Source organism: Flavobacterium jejuense (assembly GCF_006491595.2).
GTDB lineage: Bacteria > Bacteroidota > Bacteroidia > Flavobacteriales > Flavobacteriaceae > Flavobacterium > Flavobacterium jejuense.
This window is the reverse complement of the sequence record NZ_VEVQ02000003.1, coordinates 120,971-147,969: the sequence shown is the minus strand read 5'-3', so window position 1 is coordinate 147,969 and position 26,999 is coordinate 120,971. Positions and strand designations below refer to the sequence as shown.

31 protein-coding genes are annotated in these 26,999 nt (G+C 29.6%); 11 read left to right on the top strand and 20 right to left on the bottom strand.

Annotated features, from left to right (window positions below; genetic code table 11):
• Nucleotide 1 precedes the first annotated feature (1 nt).
• From FIA58_RS05650 to FIA58_RS05630, 5 genes are read left to right on the top strand one after another with little or no spacing between them, the layout of a single operon-like run.
• On the top strand, nt 2–814 hold the full coding sequence (locus FIA58_RS05650) for a phosphatidate cytidylyltransferase (RefSeq protein WP_140961038.1): 813 nt from the start codon (nt 2–4) through the stop codon (nt 812–814).
• Nucleotides 804–1,451 carry a phosphatidylserine decarboxylase family protein gene (locus FIA58_RS05645; RefSeq protein ID WP_140961036.1) on the top strand — a complete coding sequence of 216 codons (648 nt, stop codon included), beginning with the start codon at nt 804–806 and terminating at the stop codon, nt 1,449–1,451. The genes FIA58_RS05650 and FIA58_RS05645 overlap by 11 nt, the downstream gene beginning before the upstream one ends.
• Nucleotides 1,452–1,730, top strand: coding sequence for an acyl-CoA-binding protein (locus FIA58_RS05640; RefSeq protein WP_140961034.1), 279 nt, complete (start codon nt 1,452–1,454; stop codon nt 1,728–1,730). It begins immediately after the preceding gene.
• On the top strand, nt 1,730–2,497 hold the full coding sequence (locus tag FIA58_RS05635) for a superoxide dismutase (RefSeq protein ID WP_140961031.1): 768 nt from the start codon (nt 1,730–1,732) through the stop codon (nt 2,495–2,497). Before FIA58_RS05640 ends, FIA58_RS05635 begins: the two co-directional genes overlap by 1 nt.
• A gap of 16 nt (nt 2,498–2,513) precedes the next feature.
• Nucleotides 2,514–3,089 (top strand): uracil-DNA glycosylase family protein, encoded by a 576-nt coding sequence (locus tag FIA58_RS05630; RefSeq protein ID WP_140961029.1) that lies wholly within the window; start codon nt 2,514–2,516, stop codon nt 3,087–3,089.
• Nucleotides 3,090–3,139: 50 nt separating this feature from the next.
• Here the strand turns inward: FIA58_RS05630 and rocD are convergent, their stop codons facing one another.
• The 7 genes from rocD to FIA58_RS05595 all read right to left on the bottom strand — a co-directional run bounded on the left by rocD (nt 3,140) and on the right by FIA58_RS05595 (nt 10,124).
• Nucleotides 3,140–4,384, bottom strand: coding sequence for an ornithine--oxo-acid transaminase (gene rocD / locus FIA58_RS05625; protein WP_140961027.1), 1,245 nt, complete (start codon nt 4,382–4,384; stop codon nt 3,140–3,142).
• A 181-nt stretch (nt 4,385–4,565) separates the two neighbouring features.
• Complete coding sequence (locus FIA58_RS05620; RefSeq protein WP_140961025.1) at nt 4,566–4,976, bottom strand: OsmC family protein; 411 nt, start codon at nt 4,974–4,976, stop codon at nt 4,566–4,568.
• Between the two features lie 295 nt (nt 4,977–5,271).
• On the bottom strand, nt 5,272–5,811 hold the full coding sequence (locus tag FIA58_RS05615; RefSeq protein WP_140961022.1) for a DUF1697 domain-containing protein: 540 nt from the start codon (nt 5,809–5,811) through the stop codon (nt 5,272–5,274).
• A gap of 299 nt (nt 5,812–6,110) precedes the next feature.
• Nucleotides 6,111–6,572: an IS200/IS605 family transposase gene (tnpA, locus tag FIA58_RS05610; protein ID WP_140961019.1), complete on the bottom strand. Its 462-nt coding sequence runs from the start codon at nt 6,570–6,572 to the stop codon at nt 6,111–6,113.
• A 454-nt stretch (nt 6,573–7,026) separates the two neighbouring features.
• Nucleotides 7,027–7,665 (bottom strand): toll/interleukin-1 receptor domain-containing protein, encoded by a 639-nt coding sequence (locus FIA58_RS05605; protein ID WP_140961016.1) that lies wholly within the window; start codon nt 7,663–7,665, stop codon nt 7,027–7,029.
• On the bottom strand, nt 7,656–8,621 hold the full coding sequence (locus FIA58_RS05600; RefSeq protein WP_165928858.1) for a COR domain-containing protein: 966 nt from the start codon (nt 8,619–8,621) through the stop codon (nt 7,656–7,658). Before FIA58_RS05600 ends, FIA58_RS05605 begins: the two co-directional genes overlap by 10 nt.
• 159 nt (nt 8,622–8,780) lie before the next feature.
• The gene (locus FIA58_RS05595; RefSeq protein ID WP_140961010.1) at nt 8,781–10,124 is read right to left on the bottom strand and encodes a leucine-rich repeat domain-containing protein; all 1,344 of its coding nucleotides are present in this window, start codon (nt 10,122–10,124) and stop codon (nt 8,781–8,783) included.
• Between the two features lie 315 nt (nt 10,125–10,439).
• Between FIA58_RS05595 and rlmD the strand changes: the two genes are divergently transcribed.
• Genes rlmD through FIA58_RS05580 form a run of 3 tightly spaced genes read left to right on the top strand, consistent with a single transcriptional unit; the run spans nt 10,440 to nt 13,077 of the window.
• A complete protein-coding gene (rlmD, locus tag FIA58_RS05590; protein WP_140961008.1) occupies nt 10,440–11,852 on the top strand; it encodes a 23S rRNA (uracil(1939)-C(5))-methyltransferase RlmD in 1,413 nt (470 codons plus the stop codon).
• 27 nt (nt 11,853–11,879) lie between these two features.
• Nucleotides 11,880–12,383 carry a DUF6452 family protein gene (locus FIA58_RS05585; RefSeq protein ID WP_140961005.1) on the top strand — a complete coding sequence of 168 codons (504 nt, stop codon included), beginning with the start codon at nt 11,880–11,882 and terminating at the stop codon, nt 12,381–12,383.
• Nucleotides 12,364–13,077 carry a DUF6048 family protein gene (locus tag FIA58_RS05580; protein ID WP_140961002.1) on the top strand — a complete coding sequence of 238 codons (714 nt, stop codon included), beginning with the start codon at nt 12,364–12,366 and terminating at the stop codon, nt 13,075–13,077. Before FIA58_RS05585 ends, FIA58_RS05580 begins: the two co-directional genes overlap by 20 nt.
• A 46-nt stretch (nt 13,078–13,123) precedes the next feature.
• On the opposite strand, the gene FIA58_RS05575 is transcribed toward FIA58_RS05580, so the two are convergent.
• Both FIA58_RS05575 and FIA58_RS05570 read right to left on the bottom strand, forming a co-directional pair.
• Complete coding sequence (locus FIA58_RS05575; RefSeq protein WP_140960999.1) at nt 13,124–13,660, bottom strand: YceI family protein; 537 nt, start codon at nt 13,658–13,660, stop codon at nt 13,124–13,126.
• Between the two features lie 19 nt (nt 13,661–13,679).
• Complete coding sequence (locus tag FIA58_RS05570) at nt 13,680–14,045, bottom strand: hypothetical protein (protein ID WP_140960997.1); 366 nt, start codon at nt 14,043–14,045, stop codon at nt 13,680–13,682.
• 89 nt (nt 14,046–14,134) lie between these two features.
• Between FIA58_RS05570 and FIA58_RS05565 the strand changes: the two genes are divergently transcribed.
• Nucleotides 14,135–14,527, top strand: coding sequence for an OB-fold protein (locus FIA58_RS05565; RefSeq protein WP_165928857.1), 393 nt, complete (start codon nt 14,135–14,137; stop codon nt 14,525–14,527).
• A gap of 21 nt (nt 14,528–14,548) precedes the next feature.
• Nucleotides 14,549–15,391, top strand: a complete 843-nt coding sequence (locus FIA58_RS05560) for a DUF5777 family beta-barrel protein (protein WP_140960991.1) — start codon at nt 14,549–14,551, stop codon at nt 15,389–15,391.
• A gap of 48 nt (nt 15,392–15,439) precedes the next feature.
• Here the strand turns inward: FIA58_RS05560 and FIA58_RS05555 are convergent, their stop codons facing one another.
• The 10 genes from FIA58_RS05555 to FIA58_RS05510 all read right to left on the bottom strand — a co-directional run bounded on the left by FIA58_RS05555 (nt 15,440) and on the right by FIA58_RS05510 (nt 24,394).
• Nucleotides 15,440–15,838, bottom strand: coding sequence for a hypothetical protein (locus FIA58_RS05555; protein ID WP_140960989.1), 399 nt, complete (start codon nt 15,836–15,838; stop codon nt 15,440–15,442).
• A 1-nt stretch (nt 15,839) separates the two neighbouring features.
• Complete coding sequence (locus FIA58_RS05550) at nt 15,840–16,412, bottom strand: hypothetical protein (RefSeq protein WP_140960986.1); 573 nt, start codon at nt 16,410–16,412, stop codon at nt 15,840–15,842.
• An 80-nt stretch (nt 16,413–16,492) separates the two neighbouring features.
• On the bottom strand, nt 16,493–19,849 hold the full coding sequence (secA, locus tag FIA58_RS05545; protein WP_140960984.1) for a preprotein translocase subunit SecA: 3,357 nt from the start codon (nt 19,847–19,849) through the stop codon (nt 16,493–16,495).
• 92 nt (nt 19,850–19,941) lie between these two features.
• Nucleotides 19,942–20,163 (bottom strand): DUF2795 domain-containing protein, encoded by a 222-nt coding sequence (locus tag FIA58_RS05540; RefSeq protein ID WP_002986941.1) that lies wholly within the window; start codon nt 20,161–20,163, stop codon nt 19,942–19,944.
• Nucleotides 20,164–20,363: 200 nt separating this feature from the next.
• The gene (locus FIA58_RS05535; protein ID WP_140960981.1) at nt 20,364–20,933 is read right to left on the bottom strand and encodes a cob(I)yrinic acid a,c-diamide adenosyltransferase; all 570 of its coding nucleotides are present in this window, start codon (nt 20,931–20,933) and stop codon (nt 20,364–20,366) included.
• 200 nt (nt 20,934–21,133) lie between these two features.
• A complete protein-coding gene (locus FIA58_RS05530; protein ID WP_140960979.1) occupies nt 21,134–21,994 on the bottom strand; it encodes an ATP-grasp domain-containing protein in 861 nt (286 codons plus the stop codon).
• A gap of 175 nt (nt 21,995–22,169) precedes the next feature.
• Nucleotides 22,170–22,340 carry a hypothetical protein gene (locus FIA58_RS05525; protein WP_165928856.1) on the bottom strand — a complete coding sequence of 57 codons (171 nt, stop codon included), beginning with the start codon at nt 22,338–22,340 and terminating at the stop codon, nt 22,170–22,172.
• Nucleotides 22,327–23,040 carry an ABC transporter ATP-binding protein gene (locus tag FIA58_RS05520; RefSeq protein ID WP_140960976.1) on the bottom strand — a complete coding sequence of 238 codons (714 nt, stop codon included), beginning with the start codon at nt 23,038–23,040 and terminating at the stop codon, nt 22,327–22,329. The genes FIA58_RS05525 and FIA58_RS05520 overlap by 14 nt, the downstream gene beginning before the upstream one ends.
• An 85-nt stretch (nt 23,041–23,125) precedes the next feature.
• Nucleotides 23,126–23,953, bottom strand: coding sequence for an O-methyltransferase (locus FIA58_RS05515; protein ID WP_140960973.1), 828 nt, complete (start codon nt 23,951–23,953; stop codon nt 23,126–23,128).
• A 99-nt stretch (nt 23,954–24,052) separates the two neighbouring features.
• Nucleotides 24,053–24,394, bottom strand: coding sequence for a helix-turn-helix domain-containing protein (locus FIA58_RS05510; RefSeq protein WP_140960971.1), 342 nt, complete (start codon nt 24,392–24,394; stop codon nt 24,053–24,055).
• Between the two features lie 118 nt (nt 24,395–24,512).
• Between FIA58_RS05510 and FIA58_RS05505 the strand changes: the two genes are divergently transcribed.
• Entirely contained in the window at nt 24,513–24,887 is a 375-nt protein-coding gene (locus tag FIA58_RS05505) for a hypothetical protein (RefSeq protein ID WP_140960968.1), read from the top strand.
• A gap of 78 nt (nt 24,888–24,965) precedes the next feature.
• On the opposite strand, the gene FIA58_RS05500 is transcribed toward FIA58_RS05505, so the two are convergent.
• Nucleotides 24,966–26,831 carry an ABC-F family ATP-binding cassette domain-containing protein gene (locus tag FIA58_RS05500; protein ID WP_140960965.1) on the bottom strand — a complete coding sequence of 622 codons (1,866 nt, stop codon included), beginning with the start codon at nt 26,829–26,831 and terminating at the stop codon, nt 24,966–24,968.
• Nucleotides 26,832–26,999 lie beyond the last annotated feature (168 nt).

Sequence of the window (26,999 nt, the reverse complement as noted above, 5' to 3'; positions counted from 1 at the left end):
TATGAATGAAACATTAAAGAGAGCAATTTCAGGTGCTGTTTATATTATTCTATTATTAAGCTGCATTTTGTATTCTAAAGAGAGTCTAGCTATTCTTTTTGGAGTATTTTTGGTTATAGCTGTTTTTGAATTTTGTAAATTAGCTTCATTAAATTATTATATCACTATTCCAATAGCTATAATTTCATATTATTTTTTGTGGAATAAAAATGATGTTAACATTAATCTTTGGACTGGAATTTCAGTTTTTTCGACTTTAATTGGTGTAAAATTATTGCTGTATCTTTATAATGCTAAAAAAACTAAATTTCAACTAGGAACTCGTTATATTCTTTTAATTGGTTATATTATCATTCCATTTATTTTAACAAATTATATTTGTATCGGAAAAGGCAACAGATATAATGAAAAAATATTAATTACGATCTTTATTTCAATATGGACTAATGATACTTTTGCTTATTTGGTAGGTAAAAATTTTGGAAAAAGAAAATTATTTCCAAGTGTTTCTCCCAAAAAAACCATAGAAGGTTTTATAGGAGGTGTTTTCTTTACCATTATTTGTAGTGTTCTTTTATCTAAATATTATATTGGGACAAAAAATATATACATTTGGATTATAATTGCAATAATAGTTAGTATTTTTAGTACTCTTGGAGATTTAATAGAATCTAAATTGAAAAGAGTTGCTGGAATAAAAGATTCAGGAAATATTATGCCAGGGCATGGTGGTATCTTAGATCGATTAGATAGTATTATATTTGTAGTGCCATTCATTAATTTGTTTTATTTAATTTTATATTATGTTTCATAAAGAAGGAGCCAAAATTATTTTAGTAACACTAGCTATTGTTGTAGCTGTTGTTTTTGCATCAGAATACATTTCTATTGAATGGATTAGAATTGGTGTAATTGTTCTTGCATTAGTTTTTTTAATATTAATTCTTCAATTTTTTAGAAATCCTAAGAGAGAAGTTGATAATAGTGATAATCACATTTTAGCACCAGTTGATGGTAAAGTGGTTGTCATCGAAGAAGTGTATGAACCAGAATATTTCAAAGAAAAGCGATTAATGGTTTCTATTTTTATGTCACCTATAAACGTGCATGTTACTCGTTATCCATTAAATGGAGTGGTGAAATATAGTAAGTACCATCCTGGGAAGTATTTAGTAGCTTGGCATCCAAAAGCAAGTGAAGAGAATGAGAGAACTACAGTTGTGATTAATAACCGTATTTACGGAGAAGTAATGTACAGACAAATAGCTGGAGCCTTAGCTAGAAGAATTATAAATTATGCTAAAGAAGGAATGAGAGCTGTACAAGGTAAAGATGCAGGTTTTATTAAATTTGGATCTAGAGTGGATATTTATTTACCTCTAGGAACAGAAGTAAACGTAAAACTAGGAGAAAAAGCAATAGGGGCAGAAACAGTTATTTGTAAAAAGTAAATGAGTAATAAAGATTTAGATACTTTATTTGAAGAAGCATTTGATAATGCACAATTGATTCCTCAAGAGTCCGTTCCACAAGACGTTCAATTAGTTTTGTACGGTTTGTATAAACAAGCAACTAGTGGTAAATCTAATATTCATGCTCAAAATCCTCAGGATTTAATTAATGCATTTAAATTAAATGCTTGGATGCAAGTGAAACACCTTACTATAGATGAATCTAAGCAAAACTATATAGATATTATTAATAAACTCATGAGAGAAAGGAATATATAATGAAACTTTACTCTTTTTTTATTGTTTTTATTTTGTTTGCGTCTTGTAAGGATAAAAGTGATTTAGTAGAAGTACAAATTCCTGAACCAGAAGAACCAATTTCGGTTCTTTATGGAAACCCAAAAGAAGTAAAGGCTAATAAAGGTGCTTTTCAACTGTTCGTTTTAAATTATCCTTATGATGCGTTGAAGTCTACAATTGATGGTAAAACAATGGAGCTTCATTATTCTAAATATTATTTGGGATATACAAATACTTTAAACAAAGAAATAGCTAATAAAAAAGAATGGCAAGATAAATCCATTGAAGATATACTTACTAAAGTTTCAGATATTGAACCAGAATTGAAGAATAGTGCAGGTGGCTATTATAATCATTCCCTTTTTTTTGAAATCCTTACACCTAAAGGAGCTAAGAAACCAAATGAGAAATTGTTAGAATCAATAAATACTAATTTCGTTTCTTTTTCAATTTTTAAAAGTAAATTTATTGCAGAAGCTAATAATCATATTGGTTCTGGATGGATTTGGTTAGTAGTGACTAAAGTAGGAGAGTTAAAAATTGTTACTACAAACAACCAAGATAATCCATTAATGCTAAACTCTAAAGTTAAAGGAACTCCTATATTAGGGGTTGACTTATGGGAACATGCCTATTATTTAGCTTATCAAAATGATAGGAAGGAATATCTAGAAAATGTTTTTGACAGTATTAACTGGACAATAGTCTCTAAAAAATATGAAGACTTATCATTTTCGATTCCATAATAATGGATTTTTTTAAATGAAAAAATTATTAGATGAAATAATAAAATGTACTCATTGTAGTGACTTTTTACCCCTAGGGCCTAATCCAGTAGTGAGAGCAAGTAAAACGGCTAAAATTTTAATTATAGGACAAGCTCCAGGAACTAAAGTGCATCAAACAGGAATACCGTGGAATGATCCAAGTGGAAACGAACTTAGAAAATGGCTTAATATTTCTAATGACTTATTCTATGATGTTTCAAAAATAGCCATTGTTCCTATGGGTTTTTGTTATCCTGGGAAAGGAAAAACAGGTGATTTACCTCCTAGACCAGAATGTGCACCACTTTGGCATGAAAAACTATTGATGCAAATGCCAAAATTAGAATTGATACTACTTATAGGTCAATATGCTCAAAAATATTATTTGAAAGAAGAAAATAAAACTACTCTAACAGAAACAGTTAGTAATTTTGAAACGTATCTTCCTAAATATTTCCCATTGCCACATCCTTCTCCTAGAAATAGATTTTGGCTTCAAAAAAATAAATGGTTTGAAGAAAGTATTGTTCCTGTTCTTCAAGAAAAAGTAATTAAGATATTATCAAAATAAAAAGTCCAATCTACTGATTGGACTTTCGTTTATAAATAATTACATTGTTTTTATTTTTCAAAATCTCTCAATGTATTAATAATGATTCCTACACAATCTAACAATTGGTATTCAGTTATTACTAATGGTGGAGCAAAACGAATAATGTTTCCATGTGTGGGTTTAGCTAATAAGCCTTTTTCAGCTAGTTTAACACAAATATTCCATGCTGTTTCGCTTTCTTCGTTATCATTAATAACAATAGCATTTAACAACCCTTTTCCTCTTACTAAACTTACTATCGAACTCGTGGCAATATATTTGTTTAATTCATCACGAAACAGTTGACCTAGAGCTGATGCATTTTCATCTAATTTCTCCTCTTTAACAACTTCTAAAGCTGCAATTGCAACAGCAGCTGCAACAGGATTCCCTCCAAAAGTAGAACCATGTTGACCAGGTTTAATGACATTCATCACTGCATCCATAGCTAAAACAGCAGAAACTGGATAGGCACCACCAGATAATGCTTTTCCTAAAATTAAAAGATCAGGTTGCACATTTTCATGATGAACAGCTAACATTTTTCCTGTTCTAGCAATACCAGTTTGAACTTCATCAGCAATAAATAAAACATTATTTGCTTCACACAATGCTTTTGCTTTTGTTAAATAACCTTCACTTGGAACAAAAACTCCAGCTTCTCCTTGAATAGGTTCTACTAGAAAACCTGCAATATTTTTAGAAGAGGTAATTGCTTTTTCAAGAGCATCAATGTCATCATAAGGAATTTTTATAAAACCAGCAGTATAAGGACCAAAGTTTTTACGAGCATTTTCATCATTCGAAAAAGAAATGATAGTAGTAGTTCTTCCATGAAAATTATTTTCACAAACAATTATTTGCGCTTCATTTTCAGGAATTCCTTTTTTCTCATAAGCCCATTTTCTACAAATTTTTAAAGCCGTTTCTACCGCTTCAGCACCTGTATTCATAGGTAGAACTTTATCAAACCCAAAAAAATCGGTTACATACTTTTCATAAACGCCTAATTTGTCATTGTAAAAGGCTCTAGAAGTTAAAGTTAATGTTTGAGCTTGTTCCATCATTGCACCAACAATTTTAGGATGACAATGACCTTGATTTACAGCTGAATAAGCCGATAAGAAATCGTAGTATTTTTTTCCTTCAACATCCCAAACAAATACACCAACACCTTTGCTTAAAACTACAGGAAGTGGATGGTAATTGTGGGCTCCGAATTTGTCTTCGAGCGAAATAGCTTCTGCCGAGCTCATTTTTTGTAAAACTGACATGATAATATTATTAGATTATTAATCTTCAATTCCTTCTTAAAAGTGGAGAGAAATCATCCGTATTACAAATGTAAAAATTTTAGTTTACTTACACTCAATTTGCCGTTATTTCTAATGTTTCTTAATAATAAAGCAATCTCTAATCAATAAAGGAAAGAGGTTATTTTTTAGGCTAATGTAATTAGGATAAAGTAGCCGATGATGTAATTTTAGTATTGAATAATTTAGAAATAGGACAATTTTCTTCTGCTTTTGTAACTAATTTTTGAAATTCATCATTTGAAATGCCGTCAATTTTAGCTTCAACCGTTAAATGTGAACCAATTATTGTTCCTTCTACCAGATTAATTTCACATTTGGTTTGAATCTCTTCTATGGTATGACCTTCTTCACTAAGGAAAGCTGATAATTGCATGGTAAAACAACCTGAGTGTGCAGCTGCCACTAATTCTTCTGGATTGGTTCCAACCCCTTCTTCAAAACGAGTTTTAAAAGAATATTGTGTGTTGTCTAAAGTTTTACTCTGAGTTGATATTTTTCCGCTTCCTGTTTTAATAGCACCGTTCCATACGGCTGTTGCATTTCTTTTCATGTTTTTCGTTTTTAATTATAGCTTAAAGTTAGCCATATCTACACACATAAAGAAATGGATAAGATTCTTTTAACTAATTTTTAAATAAAAAATAACTATTGGTTAAAGTAGTATTCTTATTAGGAGCACAAAACCAGTACTTTGATAGAAAACTACACCTGCTATTCGTTCTATCTTTTTCTTTTTTAAAGAAAAAAGAAAAGGATGCCACTGCTATCAGGGCTATAAATCACGTTTGTAATTTCAAGAGATTCCATCAAAAATTCCAATGCAACAGAAAATCAATAGATTGTATTTAGTTGTACATTTCTAATAATTTAGTCACAGTATTCCAATTACGAATCGTTGCCGTAACATTCAATTTCTTTTCAATATACTTTTGATCAAACTTTGTCTTTCCAGCACCAACAGCATATTTGATAAAGATTCGATTCCCGTCAATCTGACATTCATCTGGTTTTACCATACTCATTTTTAAATCATTCATAGCTCCAGGAGCCAATTCTTTAGAAATAAAAGCCACATATAGTTTTTTTGTATCGCATTCAGGCTCTTTTAAAAACAAATTATTTTTAAAACAAGCTTCTAGATCTTGTTTGTTAATAACAATCACTGGAACTTCATGTCCAAAGACTTTAAAAATTTCTTGTTTAATTTGAAACCCAACTGAAGCTCCGTTTTCTTCTTCAGTGTCTATAAAAACGTTACCTGATTGAATATAGGTTCTCACGTTTTGGTAGCCAATGTTTTCTAATGCCTTTTTCAAAGCGTCCATTTTTATCATATTATGTCCCGAGACGTTGATGCCGCGAAGTAGTGCTAGGTGTGTATGCATAAGTTATGTGTTTACCAATATGTTATCCCTAAAGGGATTGTATTTTGTTGTTATTATCTCTCATAACGATGTATCATTCCTAAAGGGATTTTGTTTTCTTGTTATTATCTCTCATATCGACGTATCATCCCTAAAGGGATTTTTACTTTTTTAGTCATTATATAATGGCTATTACTCTGTTAGTATTACTTTGTTTTAATCCCTTTAGGGATTTAATATTGGTGGAAATTTAATATTGGTGGAAAATTGTATTCATTATTAATTAAAATCCCTTTAGGGATGGTATATTTTAGTATTGTTTATATTAAGTCTTTAAAGATATAGTTTTCATCATAATCTATCTCAAATACTTTTAAAAATGCTAAATATTCTTCTTTAAAAGATTCTTTTTTATGGTGTGTTTCTTGTCTAGCAATATAATTAATAACATTTTGTACATGTGATTTCGAATAAGAAAAAGCTCCATAACCACTTTGCCATTCAAACTTTGTTTTTAGAAAATTATTTTCGTTAATCCATTTTGACGAACTTCCTTTAATGTCTTGTAAAAGATCAGAAACAGATTGTGTAGGTCGCATGCCTATAAAAATATGAATATGATCTTCAACTCCATTTATAGCTAATACTTTATGGTCATAATGTTGTATAATTCCTGTAATGTACTTGTATAATTCATCTTTATAAGATGATAAAATTTGCGCTTTTCGATACTTTACAGCAAAAACAAATTGTAAATGAATCTGAGTGTATGTGTTTGGCATATATTATTTTTTTATGACTCTAAAATAGTATAATTATAGATATCATTTCAACAAGAATTAATTTTTTTTGCTAAGGATATCATCCCTAAAGGGATTTTGATAGGATGCTTTGTTTTATCAACCAATATTACATCCCTAAAGGGATTATTGGAAAACTAGAAAGTTAAGAATGATAATCTTTTTAAGGATTGTATATTGTTTGTTGTTGTTGTTGTTGTTGTTGTTGTTGTGTGTAATCCAGCTAACTATCTTTCAAGAGGGAAATAGGGGTTGCTAATTTTCAATAAACAAATAATAACCCTTATCGGTTGCTAGTGAATTCAAGTCATGAAAAAAAATCCTTTAGGGATGTAATATTGGTTGTTTGTTAATGGATAACAATCCCTTTAGGGATTCAATATTGGTTGATAAAAAATATAGTTTAGATAAAAATCCCTATAGGGATGGTATTATTTTATAATTTCTTTTTTATTTCATTATATATTTTCATCCAAGCTTTATTTTTAAATTCTCCCCATTCATTTATTGGTTTTAAGTTATTATTTTCATCTTGAGGTGAAAAATAATAATTTCCCATTTTAATATTAGTGTTGTTATCTGATTCATCTTTTATATCTAATTGTAAATCGAAAATGGAACATTCTTCTAAATATACAGGAATGATTTCTCCTTTTCCATTAATTTTTTTCATCATGGCTAAAGGTAATTCATTATCATAGATAAAATCTGAAGCAATAAAACTTTGGCTAATTAATAATATTACAATATCTGCTTCTTCTAGTTTAGTTAAAATTTCCTTTTTTACTTCAACTCCGCTTTCTAATTCTAAATCGGTCCATTTTTCTATTTGACCATTTCTTTCTAAACCTTTTAAAATTTTTGATAGTTCTTTCATTGAAGCACTATCTACATGACTATAACTTACAAAGACTTTTTTCACTTTATTTTTTTTATTTATATATTTATTAAAACTTGATACTTCTTCTATTTTTTCATTTTGATTATCATCAAATGTTTTAACTCTACCAATTTCCTGATTTTTATATAGATTCTCCCAATTTAAAAAATAATCACCATCTAAACTTACAAACACAGAGAAAAAATCTGAATTCCACCTATATTCTTTTTATAATCTCTACTTTCAAACTCCTCTAAATAACCATCATATTCTTGAATTCTTTCAGAAAAGTGGGGTGAATAATCTTCATCATCAAAATTTAAAACATCTCTCCATCTCTTGGTCTTATGATTTTCAAAATTTCTTTTTGGTAAATTCTCATTTTCAGGTAGATCTAAAATATAATCCACAATTTCTTTTTGAAGATTTAAACTATCACTATCCTTTTCTGGATATATCTCTATCTGTTGTTTTTCACTAATATATTTAATCATTACTAAAGAATCATCTTTCTTAACGATTATTCCATTCTGCCAAAATCTATATCTATTATCTTCCTTACTTACATAGTTACCATACCTAGAATATATTTTTAGCATTGCTAGGCTCATTAAATAGTTGTCTCCAATTATTTTAACATTGCAATTCTTGAAAATTTTATCTTGAAATTCAATTATATATGGGTCAATAGGATTTAAATATTGAGGTATGAAGAAGGTGTTTTTTTCTTCTTTAACTTCAAAGACTAAATCAAAATAAAGTAATAATTTTATTATTTCATCGATTTTTAAATCTAATGTATTTTTCTCTGTAGCTCTACTTATTTCATCTAATGATAATCTATCCTTTTTTTTCTTACTTAAAACTTGTTCATATAACAAATTAAGTAGAATTTGTGGTTTGCAAAATACTTTACTAGGAATTATTTCTGAAAAATAAAGTAGCATTCCCATGTTATGAAAAACTTTTAAGGCTGCTATAACATTCTCTTTGTGTGGTCTATTATTTATTTCATCTATAGTAACAAAATCTTTGTTTTTTTCTTGTATTCTTTTCCAGAAAACTTCATAAAATGCTGGATAATTAAATTTTGAAATAATATCTTCAGAAATTGTAAAAAACTTTTCTTTAAAACCTTCAAGGCCTTTCATTTTAAATAAACTAATACTTGAAAAATTTAAATTTAGCCTTTTAAAACTTTCACTGTACTGCATTTGATTTAGATATTTTCCTTTATAAGGAGGATTGTTTAAATCAATCTTGTTTTCAATTAAAAAAACTTCTTCCCTTTTTGAATGATTATTTAATTGTTAAACAGTTCGTAACCAATAATTTAAATCAAAAAATAGATTCTCAATTTCATTATCATTTCTAGGAATATTTTCTCCCCATAATATTAAATTTAAAGCTTCTGGACTAAAAAAGAGTTTATGAGTAGCATGAAAATATTCTTGTCCTCCAAAATCCCAAAAGTGGAAGTTTATATCTTTTATTTTTAAATTTTTATACCTTACACCATGAGTTATTTCTCGCTTTATGGGTTTTCGATTTGTCTCAAAAAACTCTAATAAATTAGACTTTCCAATGTTAGGATTTCCTAATAAAAGCACTTTTACATTTTTAAAAGGAATATTTTTTCTTGAGTCAATAGAATATTGTTTTATGGATTCCCATCCAGCATCTAAGACGGTTTTAGGATAATCTATTTCTACTTTTTTATTTCCTTTTAAATTAACAGATTTTATATTTTTATTTTTTAATAAATCAGTAATGTCTGAAATTTCATTTTCCTGAAGGTCAGCATTTTTTAGTTTATTTAAATATCTTAATGAGGAAATGTTTGAAACTTTTGTTCGTTTAATTCTTAAATATTCTAATTCATCTAATTCTCTTATAATTGATATATCATTAATTGGATTGGACTTTATATCAAGGTTTTTAAGTTTTTTTAAATGTTTTAAAAACGAAATATTTGAAATACCATTAATTTTTAACCAAAGTGTTTCTAAATTAATTAAATTCCCAATAAATTTAGGGTTATCAATCAAAAGAGTATCAACCACTAACCCTTTTAAATTTATCAGCTTTCCAACTTCATGAATATTCTTAACTTTTCCACCCACAATCCATAACGTTTCAAGTTTATCTAAAAATGAAATTGGTGATAAATCTTCTAAATTAGAAGGATGAAGTATAAACCATTTTAGTTTTGTTAATTTTTTTATAAAAATAATATTAGAAACATGTTGACCAATTGTCAAATGAGTTAACTCTTTTAAGTTTTTTAATAGCGAAAGATCTATATCTTTAATAATATTAATGGATAGTTCATTCAATTGAACTAATTCACATATAATTTGAAGATTTTCGGAAGTACTGATTTCTACTTTTAGCTTTCGCAAATTTTTAAAAGTTTTTGCAAAAGTTAAATCAATCTCATTAGAGAAACTGAGTTCCTCAATAGTATTCTTTTCTTTAATAAAAAAACTTATAATTTTTAAAATTAAATCACTTTCTTCATCAATTTTTAATGCAATTATTTCGTTTTTAATATTTAAAATAAACCCATTTTTTCCGTAAGCAAAAAAACTATAATTTTCTTTAAATTCAATACCAAATTCACTTTCTATTTGTTGAATAATATCAGGTTTCATAAAAAAACTTATTTCCTCAAATATATAAAAACCCTTTCCTATATTTTTACGGTTATTCTCAAATTGTTAAAATTTTAATAGAAAAGAAAGTTGCACGTTTTAGTTTTATGCTTACTGAAATGGTGTATAGAAATTGAAAACGTCATTTTTAGCCCTGATAGGAACGGCATCCTTTGCGAAAAAAACAAAGGTATAGTGGATAGCAGGACCATTTTTCAATCGAAGTGCTATTTGTGTGCTCCTAAAAAGTATAAAAAAAGATATTTTTTTCTTAAACTATATCTATAAATCTAATCAATACTTTATTTTTGCGATATGGGAAGAAAGAGAACAGAACGAATCGTATTCGAAAACGTAAAAGTCCTTGATGCAGGTGCAAAAGGCGTATCGGTAGCAAAAGCTCCAGATGGTAAGGTAATATTTATACCTAATGTGGTTCCAGGAGATGTAGTAGACGTACAAACCGTAAAAAAAAGAAAAGCATATTATGAAGGGAAAGCTACTGTAATTCATGAATTTTCAGAAGATAGAGTAGAAGTGGTTTGCGAACATTTTGGCGCTTGTGGTGGTTGTAAATGGCAAAACATGGACTATAACAAGCAATTATTTTATAAAAATCAAGAAGTTTATAATAACTTAAAGCGAATTGGTAAAATAGAAATGCCAGCATTCGAACCTATCTTAGGCTCTGAAAAACAGTTCTTCTACCGTAATAAAATGGAATTCGGTTTCTCAAATTCTCGTTGGATGACCGATGAGGAAATCAAAAGCGGAAAAGAATTCGAACATAAAAATGCATTGGGGTTTCATATTCCTAAAATGTGGGATAAGATCTTAGATATCGAAAAATGCCATTTGCAAGAAGACCCTTCTAATGCCATTCGGAATGAAGTAAAAGAATTTGCTGTCGCTAATGGATTGGAATTCTTTAATCCAAGAGCACATGAAGGTTTGTTGCGGACATTAATGATTCGTACCGCTTCCACAGGAGAAATCATGGTGTTGATTCAGTTTTTTAAAGAGGATAAGGCGCAAAGAGAATTACTGTTGAATTTCTTAGCAGTACGTTTTCCTGAAATCACATCTTTATTATATGTCATTAATGGTAAACCGAACGATACTATTTATGATCAAGAGATTAAACTTTTCAAAGGAAGAGAATATATTTTAGAAGAAATGGAAGGCTTGCATTTTAGTATTAATGCAAAATCATTCTACCAAACCAATTCCGATCAGGCTTACGAATTATACAAAATTACTAGAGAATTTGCTGGTTTAACTGGTGAAGAATTAGTGTATGATTTATATACAGGAACAGGAACAATTGCTCAATTTGTGTCCAAACAAGCTAAAAAAGTAATAGGTGTAGAAGCTGTTCCAGAAGCTATAGCTGATGCGAAAGAAAATGCAAAACGTAATAATATTACTAATTGTGAGTTCTTTGTAGGAGATATGAAAAATGTTTTCAATGATGATTTTATAAAAACTCACGGTCATCCTGATGTAATTATTACAGATCCTCCTAGAGATGGAATGCATAAAGATGTAGTGGCCCAAATTTTGAAAATTGCTCCTAATAGAGTAGTGTATGTAAGTTGTAATTCTGCAACACAAGCACGCGACTTGGCTTTGCTTGACGAAATGTACAAAGTGATACGTGTAAGACCAGTAGATATGTTTCCACAAACGCATCATGTAGAAAATGTTGTACTTTTGGAAAAGAAGTAATAAATTGTTGTATTAAGTGTGAGACAAATGAAAAAATATAGTGTAATAGCTTTAATGGTTCTTTTTTCTGTTTCTTTTTGGAACTGCGAGAAGGATGATTTATGTGCAGAATCAACTCCAACAACACCTAGAGTTGTAATTGAGTTTTATGATAATAATACTCCTACTGTACTTAAGAGCGTGACTAATCTAGGGATTATATCACCAGGTTTTACAGAAGGATTATCTTTTAATAATGTCAGTAAAATTGTTGCACCATTAAAAACATCTGAAGATGTTACAATATTGAATTTTATACAAAATGGTTCAGATGAAGATGATATGAATGATAATTCTGATCAAATAACATTTAATTATACGAGAAAAGATATTTATATATCTAGAGCTTGTGGTTATAAAACTACTTTTATTCTTAATGATGTAAATGGAGTTGAATTACAAACAGATTCAGATAATTGGATACAAAGTATAACGGTAGAAAACACATCAATCGATAACGAAAATGAAACACATGTTAAAATATATTTTTAGTCTTATAGTTGTTTTCTTTTCGCTACAAGTAAAAGCACAAGATACTATTAAGAAAAAATACCCAGAACGATACGGACTCAGAGTGGGTATTGATTTACATCGATTAGCGAAATCATTTTACGACGATAATTATAAAGGGCTTGAAGTTGAAGGAGCTTATCGTCTAACTAAAAAGTTTTATGCTGCAGGTGAATTAGGAAATGAAGAGAAAACGGTTGATGATGACCGATTTAATTTTACTTCCAAAGGAACTTATTTTAAAGTTGGTTTCGATTTTAATTCTTATGAGAACTGGCTAGATATGGAAAACATGATTCATATTGGACTTAGATATGGGTTGAGCTCTTTTAGTCAGCAATTAAATTCATATAAAATCTATGATCCTACTAATTTATACGGTGAAAATATAGTTTCTTCAAATGAGAGGTTCAATGGGTTAAATGCTAGTTGGGTTGAAGTAGTAGGAGGTATTAAAGCAAAGTTGTTTAATAATTTTTATATGGGTTTTTCTTTACGATTAAACTATTTAGTTTCGGATAAGAAACCTGATAATTTTGATAATTTATATATTCCTGGTTTTAACAGAACTTACGATGGTAAATTTGGAGCTGGATTTAATTATACTCTAAGTTATTTTCTACCTATATATAAGAAAGATAAGAATAAAATAAAAAAGACAACAAATAACGAATAAGTTATATTGTTGTCTCTTTAAAATTATAAAGTTATTATTTACTTTTTTATAGACTAAAATGACATTTTACATCTACTGTTTTAGCTACTTTACTACTAACAACACTAGGGATTTTTATATCAAAATCTTCAGGTTTAACAGAAAAATCAGTGTCAATTTCTATTTTACCTCCAGATTTTTTTATTAATGCTATTGATGAGATTTCTTTAGTTTTACCATGAATTTCTAAAGTACCATTTATGTTAAACTTTTGTGGTGTCTCTGTTAGTTTAGAAACATCAAAATTTTCAACTTTACCTTTAAAAATAGCTTTTGGATATTTTCCGCTTTCAATATAGTTTTCATTAAAATGTTCTTCCATTAAGGCTACTTTAAAGCGAAACCCTTTTACAAGTGCTAAAGCTGCAATTTCTCCAGTTTTAGTATTTAAAATACAAGAGACACCTTCGTTGGTTGCTTTCACTTCTTCAAATGAAGGTACAGAAGCTTCAAATGTTATTTTTCCAGTTTTTGTGACTTTTTTATCTTGAGAAAAACTTAGAAAACTTGCAACTAAAAGGAAAATTGTGATTATTTTTTTCATAATTATTAGTGTTTTGAATTTATTGTTCTAGTAAGCCATCTTCTTGCCATTTATTGATGGCATCTATTGTAGTTTGAGGTAACCTTGTGCCACCGTTTGGCATCATTCCTTGGGCTCCTTGCGCTCTAGAAATACGGTCTAATAATCCTCTGTTTAAAACTGCATTTTTTACATCTTCATATGTGGTTAATTGCATGGGAGCACCATTTTGTGGGGGACTTGAATGACAAAACAAACAATTTTCACTTATTACTGATTTTACATAGTTGTTGTATGTGACTACTTGTATATCTGGCACAACACTTAAGTCTGACTCAGAATCATTAGTGCAACTGAAGAGAAGTAATGCTAACATGGATAAAGTTAGAATGGATTTTTTTTTCATAGCTTTTTTGAAATTTATCGTAGTAAAAATAGTTTTTTTATGATACAGATAAAAATTTTATTCTATTTTTGTTGAAAACAACAATGAATATGAAAAAAAATAAATGGATTTTTATTATAGTTATAGTAATTACTATAGCTGTTTTTGGATATAATTATCTCTATAAAAGTCATAGAGATATTAGTTCAGAAGAGGCTAGTTTTTCTATAAAAGTGGAAGCTTTGACTAATGACTTTAAATCAGATGAAAATACTGCTAATGCAAAATATCTTGATAAAACAATAGATGTATCAGGAAATGTAACAGCTATTGATATTCCTTCAAGTACTATTATTATAGATAATGTTTTGTCTGCTACTTTTAAAGATGAAATAGATGCTAAAATAAAAGAAAATCAATTGATTACTATAAAAGGGAGGTTTATTGGTTATGATGAACTTTTAGAAGAATTTAAAATGGACCAAGTAACACTAATTAAATAATTTGCTTTTTAAAAATTACCTATGAAAAAAATATTATTCGCTTTTTTATTACCTTTTTGTCTGTATTCTCAAGATGATTTGTTTTCTGAAATTGATACAGATTCTACCCAAACCAATGTAACTTCAGCTTTTAAATCATTGAAAATTGTTAATTTAGAATCTACTAAGTTGGCCTCAAAAGGGGATTTTTATTTTATTGTTTCTCATCGTTTTGGGTCTATTAAAAATGGAATAGACACTTTTTTTGGTTTAGACGATGCTAATACTCAGATAAAATTTTTATATGGTTTGACAGACTGGCTAACGGTTCATGCTTCAAGAAGTGGATTTCAAAAATCATATGAGGGTGCCGTTAAGTATAGATTAATGCCTCAACAAGATAATGGCTTTCCAGTTACAATCGTTGGGTTTAGTAGTATTGTAGTCAATACAGAATTAGATAAGGATTTGTTGCCAAAATTAACTTTTGAGAATAGATTAAATTATACTACTCAATTATTAGTTTCTAGAAAGTTTTCTGAAAAATTGTCATTAGAACTAGCACCAACGTATTTTCATGAAAATTATGTGGTAAATGATGATCAAGACAATAGTCAGTTTGCTATAGGAGCTGGTGGAAGATATAAAATTTCAAACAGAGTGGCTATAACGATGGATTATGCAGCTCATTTGAATACAGCTTCAAGTTCTTTAGCAAGAAATCCTTTGTCTTTAGGGGTTGATATTGAAACTGGTGGACACGTATTTCAATTGCATTTTACTAATGCGCAAGCGATGAATGAAACTGGTTATTTAGGAAATGCTTTTGGTGATTGGAGCGAAGGTGATATTTTCTTTGGATTCAATTTAGTAAGAGTCTTTTAAAAATAAAATAATACAAATCAATAAAAAAGTCCAACTCGTTGGACTTTTTTATTGATTTAAGTAATTTACTAAAACAATATCCGCATTTTTAAATGTTGGTGGTTGTTCTATAATACTAGCTACTTTTTTCTTATTGATTTTCATAGTAATATCTGCTTCAGTTGTAAATAGTAAAGCAGAGAAAAAGGGATTGGTAAAGTAGGGTGTTAACTCAGCTTCTAAGTTTTCTATTTCATGAATAGATACTACTTCGTGTTTTTCACCATCATATATTTTTTTTGTAAAAGTACATTTTAGAATATTTTCTTCTAGAAGAAGTTTTATATAAATATTTTGTAGTTCTGGTTTTCCAATGGTTTTTGCTAATGTTAATTTGGCAAAAGTTCCATTTGAAATACTTTCTTGAACCGTTTTGAAAAATGTGGAATATGTTATTTCGTTTGTCATATTATAAACCTAATGCTGTTTTTATGTTTTCATCAAAAATCATATTAAAAAGTTGATTTTCTTTGTCTTTGTTTAGAAACTTCCATTTGTTTTGAGTTAATTCATCAGAAACTCCTATAAAGGTTGATCGATGCTCAATTTTAAATTCATTATTTGCTTTATTAAAAGCCACTTTTTCAGCATCCATAGATTTTTTAAATATTTCTATCATGGCTTCAGCATCTTCCATTGGAGTTTTGAATTTCATCAACATAAGATTGTTTTGGTTGATTAAGCAAAATTTTTGATTGCCAATTTTTTTAATTTCACCAAAAGTAAATTGTGGTTCAATTTCTACTAATTGAATTGAAAATTGTTCATTATCCATCATTTGTTTGAACATTTCTTTCATGGATTCTTTTGGAATGATTTCAAAAACTTTAGGATAAGTAGTTGCAAAAATAGCGTCATAATCCATAGAAGCATTTGCTTTATGATATTTTAAAGCTTCTGTTTTTAAACTTTTAATATCTTGTGCAATGCTAGAAAGTGTACAAATAAAGAATATACTTAAGAATGCTATTTTGATTTTCATATTTTATGATTTTCTCAAAGATAAAAAAATCCTCAACTCTTACTAGAGTTGAGGATGTATTTTAACTAAGTTTTAAAGAATTACTGCGCTAAAACCCACTCACCAGAAGCGATTAAACTTTCTGCTTTTTTAAATTTCATCGTTTCTGTTTTTCCACTCATCACATGTTTAATAGTAACAGTATCATTACGATTAATTTTTGGAGTTTCTCGCACAATAGTTTCTGTAACTTGCGGACGATTTTGTGTTTGTTGACCCGCTTCTCTGTTTCTTGAAGCCAACTCGTCGCTATTTAAAACTTCTTCTTTAGTTTCTGTATAATTTTCTTTTCTTCTTACTTCTTTCGCTTCACTAATAGCATTCTCATTTTGAGAAGGTAAATCTGCCTTGAATAAGAATGAAATTACTTCTTTATTCACTTCATCCATCATTCTTTTGAATAAATTGAAAGCTTCAAATTTATAAATAAGTAAAGGATCTTTTTGTTCGTGTACTGCTAATTGAACAGACTGTTTTAATTCATCCATTTTGCGTAAATGTTTTTTCCAAGCTTCATCAATTATAGCAAGGGAAACATTTTTTTCAAAATCGGTAATTAAAGATTTAGCTTCAGTAGTATACGCTTTTTCTAAATTCGTAACAATATTTAAGGACTTTATTCCATCTGTAAAAGGAACAACAATTCTTTCATATTGACCGTTATTGTTTTCGTAAACATTTTTAATAATTGGGAACGCTTCTTTTGTATTTCTACTTGATTTTTCATTATAATGTTCTAATACAGCTTTGTAAGTAGTACTAATGATATCGCGTTCTTGTAACTTTGAGAAATCGGCTGCAGTTATTGGCGAACTTATTGAAAAATAGCGAATCAATTCAAATTCGTAATTTTTAAAATCACCAGCTCCTTTATTTTGTTGTACGATGACTTCACAAGTATCATACATCATATTTGCAATATCTACTTTTAAACGTTCACCTTGTAAGGCATGACGACGACGTTTGTAAACTACCTCACGTTGTGCATTCATTACGTCATCATATTCTAATAAACGTTTACGAACACCAAAGTTATTTTCTTCTACTTTTTTCTGAGCTCTTTCGATAGATTTTGTCATCATCGAATGTTGGATTACTTCTCCTTCTTTTAAGCCCATTCTATCCATTACTTTGGCTACTCTTTCAGATCCAAATAAACGCATTAAGTTATCTTCAAGAGACACATAGAATTGCGAACTACCTACATCTCCTTGACGACCAGCACGACCACGTAACTGACGGTCAACACGACGTGAATCATGACGTTCTGTGCCTACAATTGCTAAACCACCTGCTTTTTTAACTTCATCAGATAATTTAATGTCGGTTCCACGACCAGCCATGTTCGTTGCTATAGTTACCACTCCTGGTTTTCCAGCTTCAGCTACAATTTCTGCTTCGCTTTTATGCATTTTTGCATTTAAGACATTATGAGGAATGTTTCTAATTTTTAACATTCGACTTAATAATTCGGAAATTTCGACAGAGGTTGTACCAATTAACACAGGACGACCAGCTTGTGATAATCCAACAACATCTTCAATAACAGCATTGAATTTTTCACGAACTGTTCTATATATTAAATCTTCTTTATCTTTTCTTGCAATAGGACGGTTTGTTGGAATTTCAACAACATCTAATTTATAGATTTCCCAAAACTCACCTGCTTCTGTAACAGCAGTACCGGTCATACCTGCTAGTTTATTGTACATACGGAAATAATTCTGTAAGGTTACAGTAGCAAAAGTTTGAGTAGCAGCTTCAATTTTTACATTTTCTTTTGCTTCGATTGCTTGGTGTAAACCATCTGAATAGCGACGACCATCCATAATACGACCCGTTTGCTCATCTACAATCATTACTTTATTATCCATGATTACATATTCTGTATCTTTTTCAAATAAAGTATAAGCTTTCAATAATTGAGTCAAAGTATGAATACGTTCTGATTTTATAGAAAAATCTTTGTACAAATCTTCTCTTTTTTCAGCCTCTTCTTCTGTTGATAAATTTAATTTTTCAATTTTGGCAATTTCTGTACCAATATCTGGTAATACGAAGAAACTTTCATCAGTGTCTTGAGAAAGAAATTTTATTCCATTATCAGATAATTCAACTTGATTGTTTTTTTCTTCTATAACAAAATATAAGGCTTCATCTACTTTAGGCATTTCACGATTGTTATCTGCCATGTATTGATTTTCTGTCTTTTGCAGTAATTGTTTAATTCCTTCTTCAGATAAGAATTTAATTAAAGCCTTATTTCTAGGAATTGCTCTGTAAGAACGAAGTAATTGAAAACCACCTTCTTTTGTATTTCCTTCTTTAATTAATCTTTTAGCTTCTGTAAGACATTCTGTGGCTAATTTACGCTGTAAAGAAACTAAGTTGTCTACTTTAGGTTTTAATTCATTGAATTCATGACGATCTCCTTGAGGAACTGGGCCAGAAATAATTAATGGTGTACGAGCATCATCAACTAAAACAGAATCGACCTCATCTACAATAGCAAAATTGTGTTTTCTTTGTACTAAATCTTCTGGTGAATGAGCCATATTATCTCTCAAATAATCGAAACCAAATTCGTTATTTGTTCCATAAGTGATATCAGCATTGTAGGCTTTTCTACGAGCAGCAGTATTTGGCTGGTGATTATCAATACAATCAACTGTTAAACCATGAAATTCAAATAAAGGGGCTTTCCACGTACTATCACGTCTTGCCAAATAATCATTAACAGTTACCAAGTGAACTCCATTTCCAGTTAAAGCATTTAGGTATAATGGTAATGTAGCTACCAATGTTTTTCCCTCACCTGTTTGCATCTCAGCAATTTTACCTTGATGTAAAACAACTCCACCAATTAACTGTACATCATAGTGAATCATATCCCAAGTGATTGCTTTTCCAGCAGCATCCCATGAGTTTGCCCAATTTGCGGTTTCACCTTCTATGGTAATATAAGGTTTTGTCGCTGATAATTCTCTATCTTTTGCTGAAGCTGATACAGAAATAGTTGTATTGTCTTTAAAACGTTTAGCTGTTTCTTTTAGAACTGCAAAAGCTTCTGGTAATAACTCATTCAATATATTTTCCGAAATATCATAGGCTTCTTTTTCAAGAGTATCAATTTCAACATAAATATCTTCTCTTGCATCTATATCAACAGTATTTTCAGCTTCTAATTTTAAAGCTTCAATTTTACTATCTTTTTCAGCCCGAGCTGTTTTTATTTTTTCTTTGAATTCGACTGTTTTAGCTCTTAATTGATCATGTGATAAAGAGGTTAAAGCAGCTTCAAAAGTTTTTACTTTGTTGACAAGTGGTTGTATGGCTTTTACGTCCTTTTCAGACTTGTCTCCAACAAAAGCTTTCAGTATAGAATTAAGTAAACTCATAATAGTTTATTGTTTTTTTTCAAAAATAGGTGTGTAAATTTACAAAAAAAAAGCCTCAATGAGAGACTTTTTAAATGTTGTTATTTTATCTTTTAATATTCATCCTCGTTCCAAAGATAATCTTCGTCAGTTGGATAATCTGGCCAAATTTCTTCCATAGATTCGTAGATTTCTCCCTCGTCTTCTATCGATTGCAAATTTTCTACTACTTCTAGCGGAGCACCAGTTCTAATTGCGTAGTCGATAAGTTCGTCTTTGGTAGCAGGCCAAGGAGCATCACTTAAATAAGATGCTAGTTCTAATGTCCAATACATTTTTCTATCGATTTAAATTTATGCAAAAATAATTTTTTAACTTAAAAAATCAAGTTTTTTTTGATTTATTTTTTAATATTTATAAGAACGTGTGTTTTTTAGTGTTCAGTGCTTCATTTCTAGTGTTTAGTAATTGGTGTTAAACAAACTACTTAATTACGTCAATTATCTACTGTTTACTGACGACTGAATACTAAAAACTACTTCCTAGGTATCCATTTTACTTCTTCAGCCTTCAGATCGTAAGACAACTTTCGTGCCAGTACAAAAAGGAAGTCAGAAAGTCGGTTTAGGTACTTGATTACAAACTCATCTGTGGGTTCAATGTCATTTAAATGGGTAGCTAATCGTTCTGCTCTACGACAAACACATCGTGCAATATGACAATATGACACAGTTGTATGTCCACCTGGTAAAACAAAATGTGTCATCGGAGGAAGGCTTTCTTCCATGCTATCGATTTCTTTTTCAAGATATTCAATATCACTTTCTGTAATTCCTAACTGTTGTAAACGAGGCTGACCATTTTTTAGGGTTTCTTTTTCTGGTGGTGTAGCTAAAATAGCACCCACGGTAAATAGTCGGTCTTGAATTTCTATTAAAACGGTTTTGTAGTCTTTATGGATTTCTTGATCTCGAATTAAACCGATGTGCGAATTTAATTCATCAACAGTTCCGTAGCTTTCTATTCTTATGTGGTGTTTTGGAACTCTTGTGCCTCCAAAAAGTGATGTCGTTCCTTTGTCTCCTGTTTTTGTGTAAACTTTCATGTGTGTTTAGAATTTAGAATTTAGAATTTAGAAAATTCTAATCTTCAGGGTTCTTTTTTTTATTCTTTTGACTAGTGATCTGAAACTGTTTTCTATGGTTTAGATTATTAGGATATATTTTCTTTATTAGTTTTAAAATAAGGTAAAGTATACCTATAATACTTGTAATGATATAGATTTTGTTTTCTTGCATGCCAAATTTACTTAATTAATTCTAATATTGAAGTTGTGAATTTTTCAATAGATGTTGGAGCTAAATTAAGATACAAATCGGGTTCGATGCATTCCACTTCCATGAGATGTATTTTATTGTTGATTATGATTCCATCAACTCTTACATAAAGTAAATTGTCTGGAAATAGATTGATTATTTCTTGTGCTTGTTGAATGAGTTCTTTAGATGGTTGGATCAAAGTATATTTTCCTCCATATTGTACTTGAATTCTAAAGTCGTTTGCAGCTGGTTTTTTATTGACACAATGCGAAAATTGTTTATTAAAAAAGATAAAGGAAGTTTCCCCTATCGAGGTGATTTCTGGTTTGAATTCTTGAATCAACAGTTCTTTTTCAACTGCGATTGAATGGTACTTTGAGTTGATACTCTCTATTTCATCAGCTTGGAAAACTTCTGTTAAATAGGACCCAGCTGAAAAAGCAGGTTTAATAACAATTTTTTTCCAATGTTCAGGAATGATAGCTTTTAAATCTAATGAATTGGTTTTTTCTTGAAAAAGTGTTGGAATAATAGTTACCCCATTTTTTTGTAAATCCTTTAAATAAAATTTGTGTTTATTTTGTTGGATTGTGTCTATTGAGTTTAGTGTTTTTATCCCTAATTTTTCAATTTGGGTTAGCCAAAGATTGAACTCTTTTTCTTTTTCATAATAATCCCAAGTATTTCTGAAAATTAAATAATCATAGGTTGTCCAATCAACTGAAGGATTGTCCCATATTTCAGCTTTAGCTTGAATGTTATGCTTCGCTAATGCTGGAATTAATAATCGATCAGATGGTGTTAAATTTGGAAATTTTTCACAAGCCAGTAAAGCAATTTTTGTCATTGATTTTGTTTTGTGTTTCAAAGATACTGACTTACTAACAAAAGAAAAAATGGAAAGCCCATTAGCCCTGATGGGAATGGCATCTTTTTAAAACCTGCAAGGTTTTGAAAAATAGAATGTACAGCAGGAATAAGGATAGCCGATAAAACACTAGCCATTTGCTTCTAATACGATATTATATTTTTGAAGTTCTTTTCAGTTGAAGTATTCCAATAATTAAAAGTCCAATTCCAAAACCCATTATAAGTCCTTTGATCGAGTCATCAGTGTTTAAATAGCGAGAAATTATTTGAGAAATGCTACAAGTAAGAATCCCGAAAGCTAGTAGTAGTTTAGATTTTTTCATGGATGTGAATATTAGTATTCATAGTATCGCTTTCAATGAGTCCATCTCTTAGACGAATCACTCGGTGAGCATACGCTGCAATGTCTTCTTCGTGAGTTACTAAAATAACGGTATTTCCATTTGCGTGGATTTCGTTAAAAAGTCCCATAATTTCTACGGATGTTTTACTATCTAAGTTTCCAGTTGGCTCATCGGCAAGAATGATTGCTGGTTTGTTTACCAATGCACGACCAACAGCTACACGTTGACGTTGCCCTCCTGAAAGTTGGTTGGGTTTGTGATCCATTCTATCAGCAAGACCTACTTGAGTTAAAACCTCAGTAGCTCTTTCATTTCTTTCTGATTTTGAAAAACCAGCATAAACCATTGGTAAAGCTACATTATCTAGAGCCGTAGTTCTTGGCATTAAATTGAAGGTTTGAAAAACGAAACCAATTTCTTTATTACGAATTTCGGCCAATTCATCATCATGCATTTGACTTACTATTTTTCCATTTAAAATATAAGTTCCTGAAGTTGGAGTGTCTAGACAACCTAAAAGATTCATTAAGGTAGATTTTCCAGAGCCTGAAGGTCCCATTAAGGCTACATATTCACCTTTATTAATCACTAAATCAATCCCTTTTAGAACGTTAATAATTTCGTCTCCTAATGGAAAATCTCTTGTAATCCCTTTAATATCAATAATTGGTTGTGCCATTTCAATTTAGAATTTAGAATTTAGAATTCTGAAAAGTTGAATTCTTAACTAACCATAAGTAGAGAAACTAACCAATTTGTTACAGTTAGATTCTAATTTTTTTAAAAAGTATGGAACTAAGTGTCGGATTTGGGTTGATAATGAAATGCTCTTTGATTTGCTCTTGTCTAAAAAATACAATTCCCCATTGAAAAGTATCAATAGTTACTTTTACTTTTGGATGGTTTTTAATGATTTCCCATGCTTCTTCCATATCTTTTGACCAATGAATGTCGTCGAATATCCAAACAGTTTCGTTATTTGTGGTTGGTAAAAGTAATTCGAAATAGGCTAAAGTTGCTTTTTTAGAATGGTTGCCGTCGAAGTAGATGAAGTTGTAAGTTGTAGGTTGTGTGTTGTAGGTTGAAAGGTATTGTATGAATTCGGTAGTTATAAATTCAATGTTTTCGGTTTTTATTGTTGAATTTTTTAGATGATTTTTTGCAACAGACAAAGTGTTTGGACAACCTTCTAAAGTTGTTATTTTTGAATTTTTAGCGCCTAATGACAGAGAAGAAGTTGCAAGTCCTAATGAAGTTCCAATTTCTAAAATGTTTTTGGGTTGAAAATAAGTGACAATTCTAAAAAGTAATTTGGCATTTTTTGGAGAGATCCCAGCTGTTTTGGCAATCTTTGAAATTTGTCTCGTATTTGATTTAAAAACTCTTGAACCAGCTCCAAAATCGGTTACTTCGATAGTGTTTTTATTTTCTAAAAGGGTTTTTCTGTAGCTTTTTAGAATACTATATTCAGGGTAATTGGTTTTGTTGTGGAAACATTTGGTAACTAAATCATAGATAAAAGGAGAATGAACTCCATGTTCATTTTTGGAATTTAGAAGAAATTTAAAGTATGATTTTATTTGAAAGACCATTTTATTACATATGGATTTTTAAAAATGGTAGCGAAGATACAAAAACTCTATTAAGTGTTTTTTTGCAAAAAAAAAGAATTGTCAAAAAGGTAGTAAAGCTTATTTTTTTTCTTTTAGTTCTCTTATTTCTCTCTTTAATACAGCGTTTTCTTTTTTTAAATCTATTATTCTTTCTTTTTGTAATTCAATCATGTAATCTAGATGATTAATGTCAATATCTGGCATTTCATTTGAAATTCCTCTGAATAACCAATTTGCATCTAAATCTTTAAATTCATTCAATATTTTGTACATTTTATCCGTGCCAAAAACTTTTCCATTTTTAACATTGCTAATTTGACTACCGGATAATCCTAAAATTTTAGCAGTGTCGTTTACTCCTAAACCCTTTTTTTTAAGGTATTTATAAAAGCGAATACCTACTTCGTTAAAATTATCCATTACTATTGTTGATTAAAATTTGTACACTGTTCAAAATAATTTACATTTGTTCAAAAAAATGAATAATTGTTCATTAAAGCAAATTTAAAAATTAATTAATTAAATAAAAATCAAAATTATGTCGGACTTTTTGAGCCAATTTGGAGAAGAATTGAAAAAGAATGTTTCTGGATATATTGCTGTTGCAGTTACAGAAATCAAAAGTGGAATTTCTTATTATTCAGACTCTGTATTGGCAGACTTCGATCCTGAATTAGCTGCTGCATACAATCTTGAGGTTGTGAAAGCTAAACTTAAAGCTATTGAAGCTCTAAATCTTAACCAAAGTATTGATAATATAATGATTACATTGACTAGTCAGCTTCATATTGTTGATGTTTCTGATGATAATCAATATTTTATTTATTTAGCTGTTGATTCTACAAAATCAAATTTAGGTATGACAAAAGCTTTACTTAATAAGTATAAAAATAGTCTTTCTGGTAAACTTTAGTTTGCTAAAAATAAAAATAAGCTCAATATTTAAGTATAATTGTAAATATTGAGCTTATTTTGTTTAAATAAATATTTTTTATTCTTCTATTTTTGAAGAAAGTTCAAACCAACGTTCTTCTTTTTGCTCTAGAGATTGAATAACTTTCTGAAGTTCGTTTGCTTTGGCTTCTATTTTGTCATCTGTTACTTTTCCGTCAGCGAATTCTTTTTCAATTTTAGCTTTTTCGAACTCTAAATCTTTTATTTCGCGTTCAATTTTATTGAATTCTTTTTGTTCGTTAAAAGATAAGCCAGTTGAAGTAGTGTTTTTTTCTTTCCAATTTACTTTTTCTGTACTCACACTATTGAGTTCTTTTGGTTCTGCTGAATCTTCATAACTTCTAAAATCAGAATAATTTCCTGGAAAATCTTCCACTTTTCCTTCGCCTCTAAAAACGAATAAGTGATCTACAATTTTATCCATGAAATATCTATCGTGACTTACCACTAATAAACAACCAGGATAATCTAATAAGAAACTTTCTAGTACATTTAGAGTAACAATATCTAAATCGTTTGTTGGCTCATCAAGAATTAAGAAATTCGGATTTTGAATTAAAACCGTACATAAATATAAACGTTTTAATTCACCACCACTTAATTTTTCTACAAAATCATATTGTTTTTTAGCATCAAATAAGAAACGTTCTAATAATTGGGAAGCTGAAATGATTCTTCCTTTGGTTAATGGAATGTATTCACCATATTCTTTAATAATGTCAATTACTTTTTGACCAGGTTTAGGATTGATACCGCTTTGCGTATAATACCCAATCTTGATAGTATCTCCAATAATTACTTTTCCAGAATCTGGAGGCATTGTTTGTGTAAGGATATTTAAAAAAGTGGATTTTCCTGTACCGTTTTTACCAATAATTCCTATGCGTTCTCCACGTTGAAAAGAATACGAGAATTCATCAAGGATTGTTTTTTCAGGAAATTTTTTAGTAACCTTAACCATTTCAATGATTTTGCTACCCATTCTTTCCATGTTGATTTCTAATTCGACCACATTTTCTTTTCTGCGACTTTCTGCTTTTTCTTTGATTTTGTAGAAATCATCCTGACGCGATTTGGATTTGGTAGTTCTTGCTTTTGGTTGACGACGCATCCAAGCTAATTCTTTTACAAATAAGTTTTGTGCTTTGTCTACACTAGCATTTTCAGAAGCAATTCGTTCTTCTTTTTTCTCTAAATAGTAGGAATAATTTCCTTTGTATTGGTATACTTTATTGTTGTCTAATTCTATAATTTCATTACAAACGCGTTCTAAAAAGAAACGATCGTGCGTTACCATGAATAAGGTGATGTTTTCTTTGGCAAAGTAATCTTCTAACCATTCAATCATTTCTAAGTCTAAGTGATTGGTTGGCTCATCTAGAATTAATAGATCAGGGCGATTGATTAATATAATGGCTAAGGATAAACGTTTTTTTTGTCCACCTGAAAGATTTTTTACTTTAAGTTTTAAATCTTCTAGTTTTAATTTGGATAAGATTTGTTTGTATTGCGTTTCAAAATCCCAAGCATTGTAACGATCCATGTCATCAAAAGCTCTTTGGTATAGTTCTTCATCTTCTGGATTTTCTAATGCTTTTTCATACGCTTCGATAACTTTCAACGTGTCATTGTCAGAAGCAAAAATACTTTCCTCAATAGTTAATTCGTCTTGTAAATTATTGTTTTGAGACAAAAATGCCATATTTATCCCTTTACGAAGTACAATTTGACCTGTATCTGGTTCATCTGAACCCGTAATCATGTTCATGATGGTGGTTTTTCCAGAACCATTTTTAGCAATAAAAGCTATTTTTTGGTCTTTATTAATTCCAAAAGAAACGTTGTCAAATAAAACGCGTTCTCCGTAAGCTTTAGATATATTTTCTACTGAAAGGTAATTCATAAAAGTAATGTGTCAATTATTCAATGGCATCATCAGCCAATTGTTTTGAAAATGCAAAAGTAATTTTTTTGTTTCAGCTTTAAAGTTTAAAATTTAAAAGTTTTCGAAATTAAATAGAGATATAATAAATAAACTTTTATAAATAAAAAAAGCTATCTATTTTAGACA

Excerpts from the sequence above, each read along its gene's own strand:
- FIA58_RS05535 (WP_140960981.1), bottom strand. The coding sequence starts at position 20,933 with ATGAAAGTTTACACAAAAACAGGAGACAAAGGAACGACATCACTTTTT.
- FIA58_RS05615 (WP_140961022.1), bottom strand. The coding sequence starts at position 5,811 with ATGCATACACACCTAGCACTACTTCGCGGCATCAACGTCTCGGGACAT.
- FIA58_RS05575 (WP_140960999.1), bottom strand. The coding sequence starts at position 13,660 with ATGAAAAAAATAATCACAATTTTCCTTTTAGTTGCAAGTTTTCTAAGT.
- FIA58_RS05640 (WP_140961034.1), top strand. The coding sequence starts at position 1,452 with ATGAGTAATAAAGATTTAGATACTTTATTTGAAGAAGCATTTGATAAT.
- rocD (WP_140961027.1), bottom strand. The coding sequence starts at position 4,384 with ATGTCAGTTTTACAAAAAATGAGCTCGGCAGAAGCTATTTCGCTCGAA.
- FIA58_RS05635 (WP_140961031.1), top strand. The coding sequence starts at position 1,730 with ATGAAACTTTACTCTTTTTTTATTGTTTTTATTTTGTTTGCGTCTTGT.
- FIA58_RS05520 (WP_140960976.1), bottom strand. The coding sequence starts at position 23,040 with ATGGCACAACCAATTATTGATATTAAAGGGATTACAAGAGATTTTCCA.
- tnpA (WP_140961019.1), bottom strand. The coding sequence starts at position 6,572 with ATGCCAAACACATACACTCAGATTCATTTACAATTTGTTTTTGCTGTA.
- FIA58_RS05585 (WP_140961005.1), top strand. The coding sequence starts at position 11,880 with ATGAAAAAATATAGTGTAATAGCTTTAATGGTTCTTTTTTCTGTTTCT.
- rlmD (WP_140961008.1), top strand. The coding sequence starts at position 10,440 with ATGGGAAGAAAGAGAACAGAACGAATCGTATTCGAAAACGTAAAAGTC.
- FIA58_RS05570 (WP_140960997.1), bottom strand. The coding sequence starts at position 14,045 with ATGAAAAAAAAATCCATTCTAACTTTATCCATGTTAGCATTACTTCTC.
- FIA58_RS05565 (WP_165928857.1), top strand. The coding sequence starts at position 14,135 with ATGAAAAAAAATAAATGGATTTTTATTATAGTTATAGTAATTACTATA.
- FIA58_RS05515 (WP_140960973.1), bottom strand. The coding sequence starts at position 23,953 with ATGGTCTTTCAAATAAAATCATACTTTAAATTTCTTCTAAATTCCAAA.
- FIA58_RS05530 (WP_140960979.1), bottom strand. The coding sequence starts at position 21,994 with ATGACAAAAATTGCTTTACTGGCTTGTGAAAAATTTCCAAATTTAACA.
- FIA58_RS05500 (WP_140960965.1), bottom strand. The coding sequence starts at position 26,831 with ATGAATTACCTTTCAGTAGAAAATATATCTAAAGCTTACGGAGAACGC.
- FIA58_RS05580 (WP_140961002.1), top strand. The coding sequence starts at position 12,364 with ATGTTAAAATATATTTTTAGTCTTATAGTTGTTTTCTTTTCGCTACAA.
- FIA58_RS05595 (WP_140961010.1), bottom strand. The coding sequence starts at position 10,124 with ATGAAACCTGATATTATTCAACAAATAGAAAGTGAATTTGGTATTGAA.
- FIA58_RS05620 (WP_140961025.1), bottom strand. The coding sequence starts at position 4,976 with ATGAAAAGAAATGCAACAGCCGTATGGAACGGTGCTATTAAAACAGGA.
- FIA58_RS05600 (WP_165928858.1), bottom strand. The coding sequence starts at position 8,621 with ATGAAAGGCCTTGAAGGTTTTAAAGAAAAGTTTTTTACAATTTCTGAA.
- FIA58_RS05510 (WP_140960971.1), bottom strand. The coding sequence starts at position 24,394 with ATGGATAATTTTAACGAAGTAGGTATTCGCTTTTATAAATACCTTAAA.
- FIA58_RS05650 (WP_140961038.1), top strand. The coding sequence starts at position 2 with ATGAATGAAACATTAAAGAGAGCAATTTCAGGTGCTGTTTATATTATT.
- FIA58_RS05555 (WP_140960989.1), bottom strand. The coding sequence starts at position 15,838 with ATGACAAACGAAATAACATATTCCACATTTTTCAAAACGGTTCAAGAA.
- FIA58_RS05540 (WP_002986941.1), bottom strand. The coding sequence starts at position 20,163 with ATGTATTGGACATTAGAACTAGCATCTTATTTAAGTGATGCTCCTTGG.
- secA (WP_140960984.1), bottom strand. The coding sequence starts at position 19,849 with ATGAGTTTACTTAATTCTATACTGAAAGCTTTTGTTGGAGACAAGTCT.
- FIA58_RS05645 (WP_140961036.1), top strand. The coding sequence starts at position 804 with ATGTTTCATAAAGAAGGAGCCAAAATTATTTTAGTAACACTAGCTATT.
- FIA58_RS05630 (WP_140961029.1), top strand. The coding sequence starts at position 2,514 with ATGAAAAAATTATTAGATGAAATAATAAAATGTACTCATTGTAGTGAC.
- FIA58_RS05525 (WP_165928856.1), bottom strand. The coding sequence starts at position 22,340 with ATGAAAAAATCTAAACTACTACTAGCTTTCGGGATTCTTACTTGTAGC.
- FIA58_RS05560 (WP_140960991.1), top strand. The coding sequence starts at position 14,549 with ATGAAAAAAATATTATTCGCTTTTTTATTACCTTTTTGTCTGTATTCT.
- FIA58_RS05550 (WP_140960986.1), bottom strand. The coding sequence starts at position 16,412 with ATGAAAATCAAAATAGCATTCTTAAGTATATTCTTTATTTGTACACTT.
- FIA58_RS05505 (WP_140960968.1), top strand. The coding sequence starts at position 24,513 with ATGTCGGACTTTTTGAGCCAATTTGGAGAAGAATTGAAAAAGAATGTT.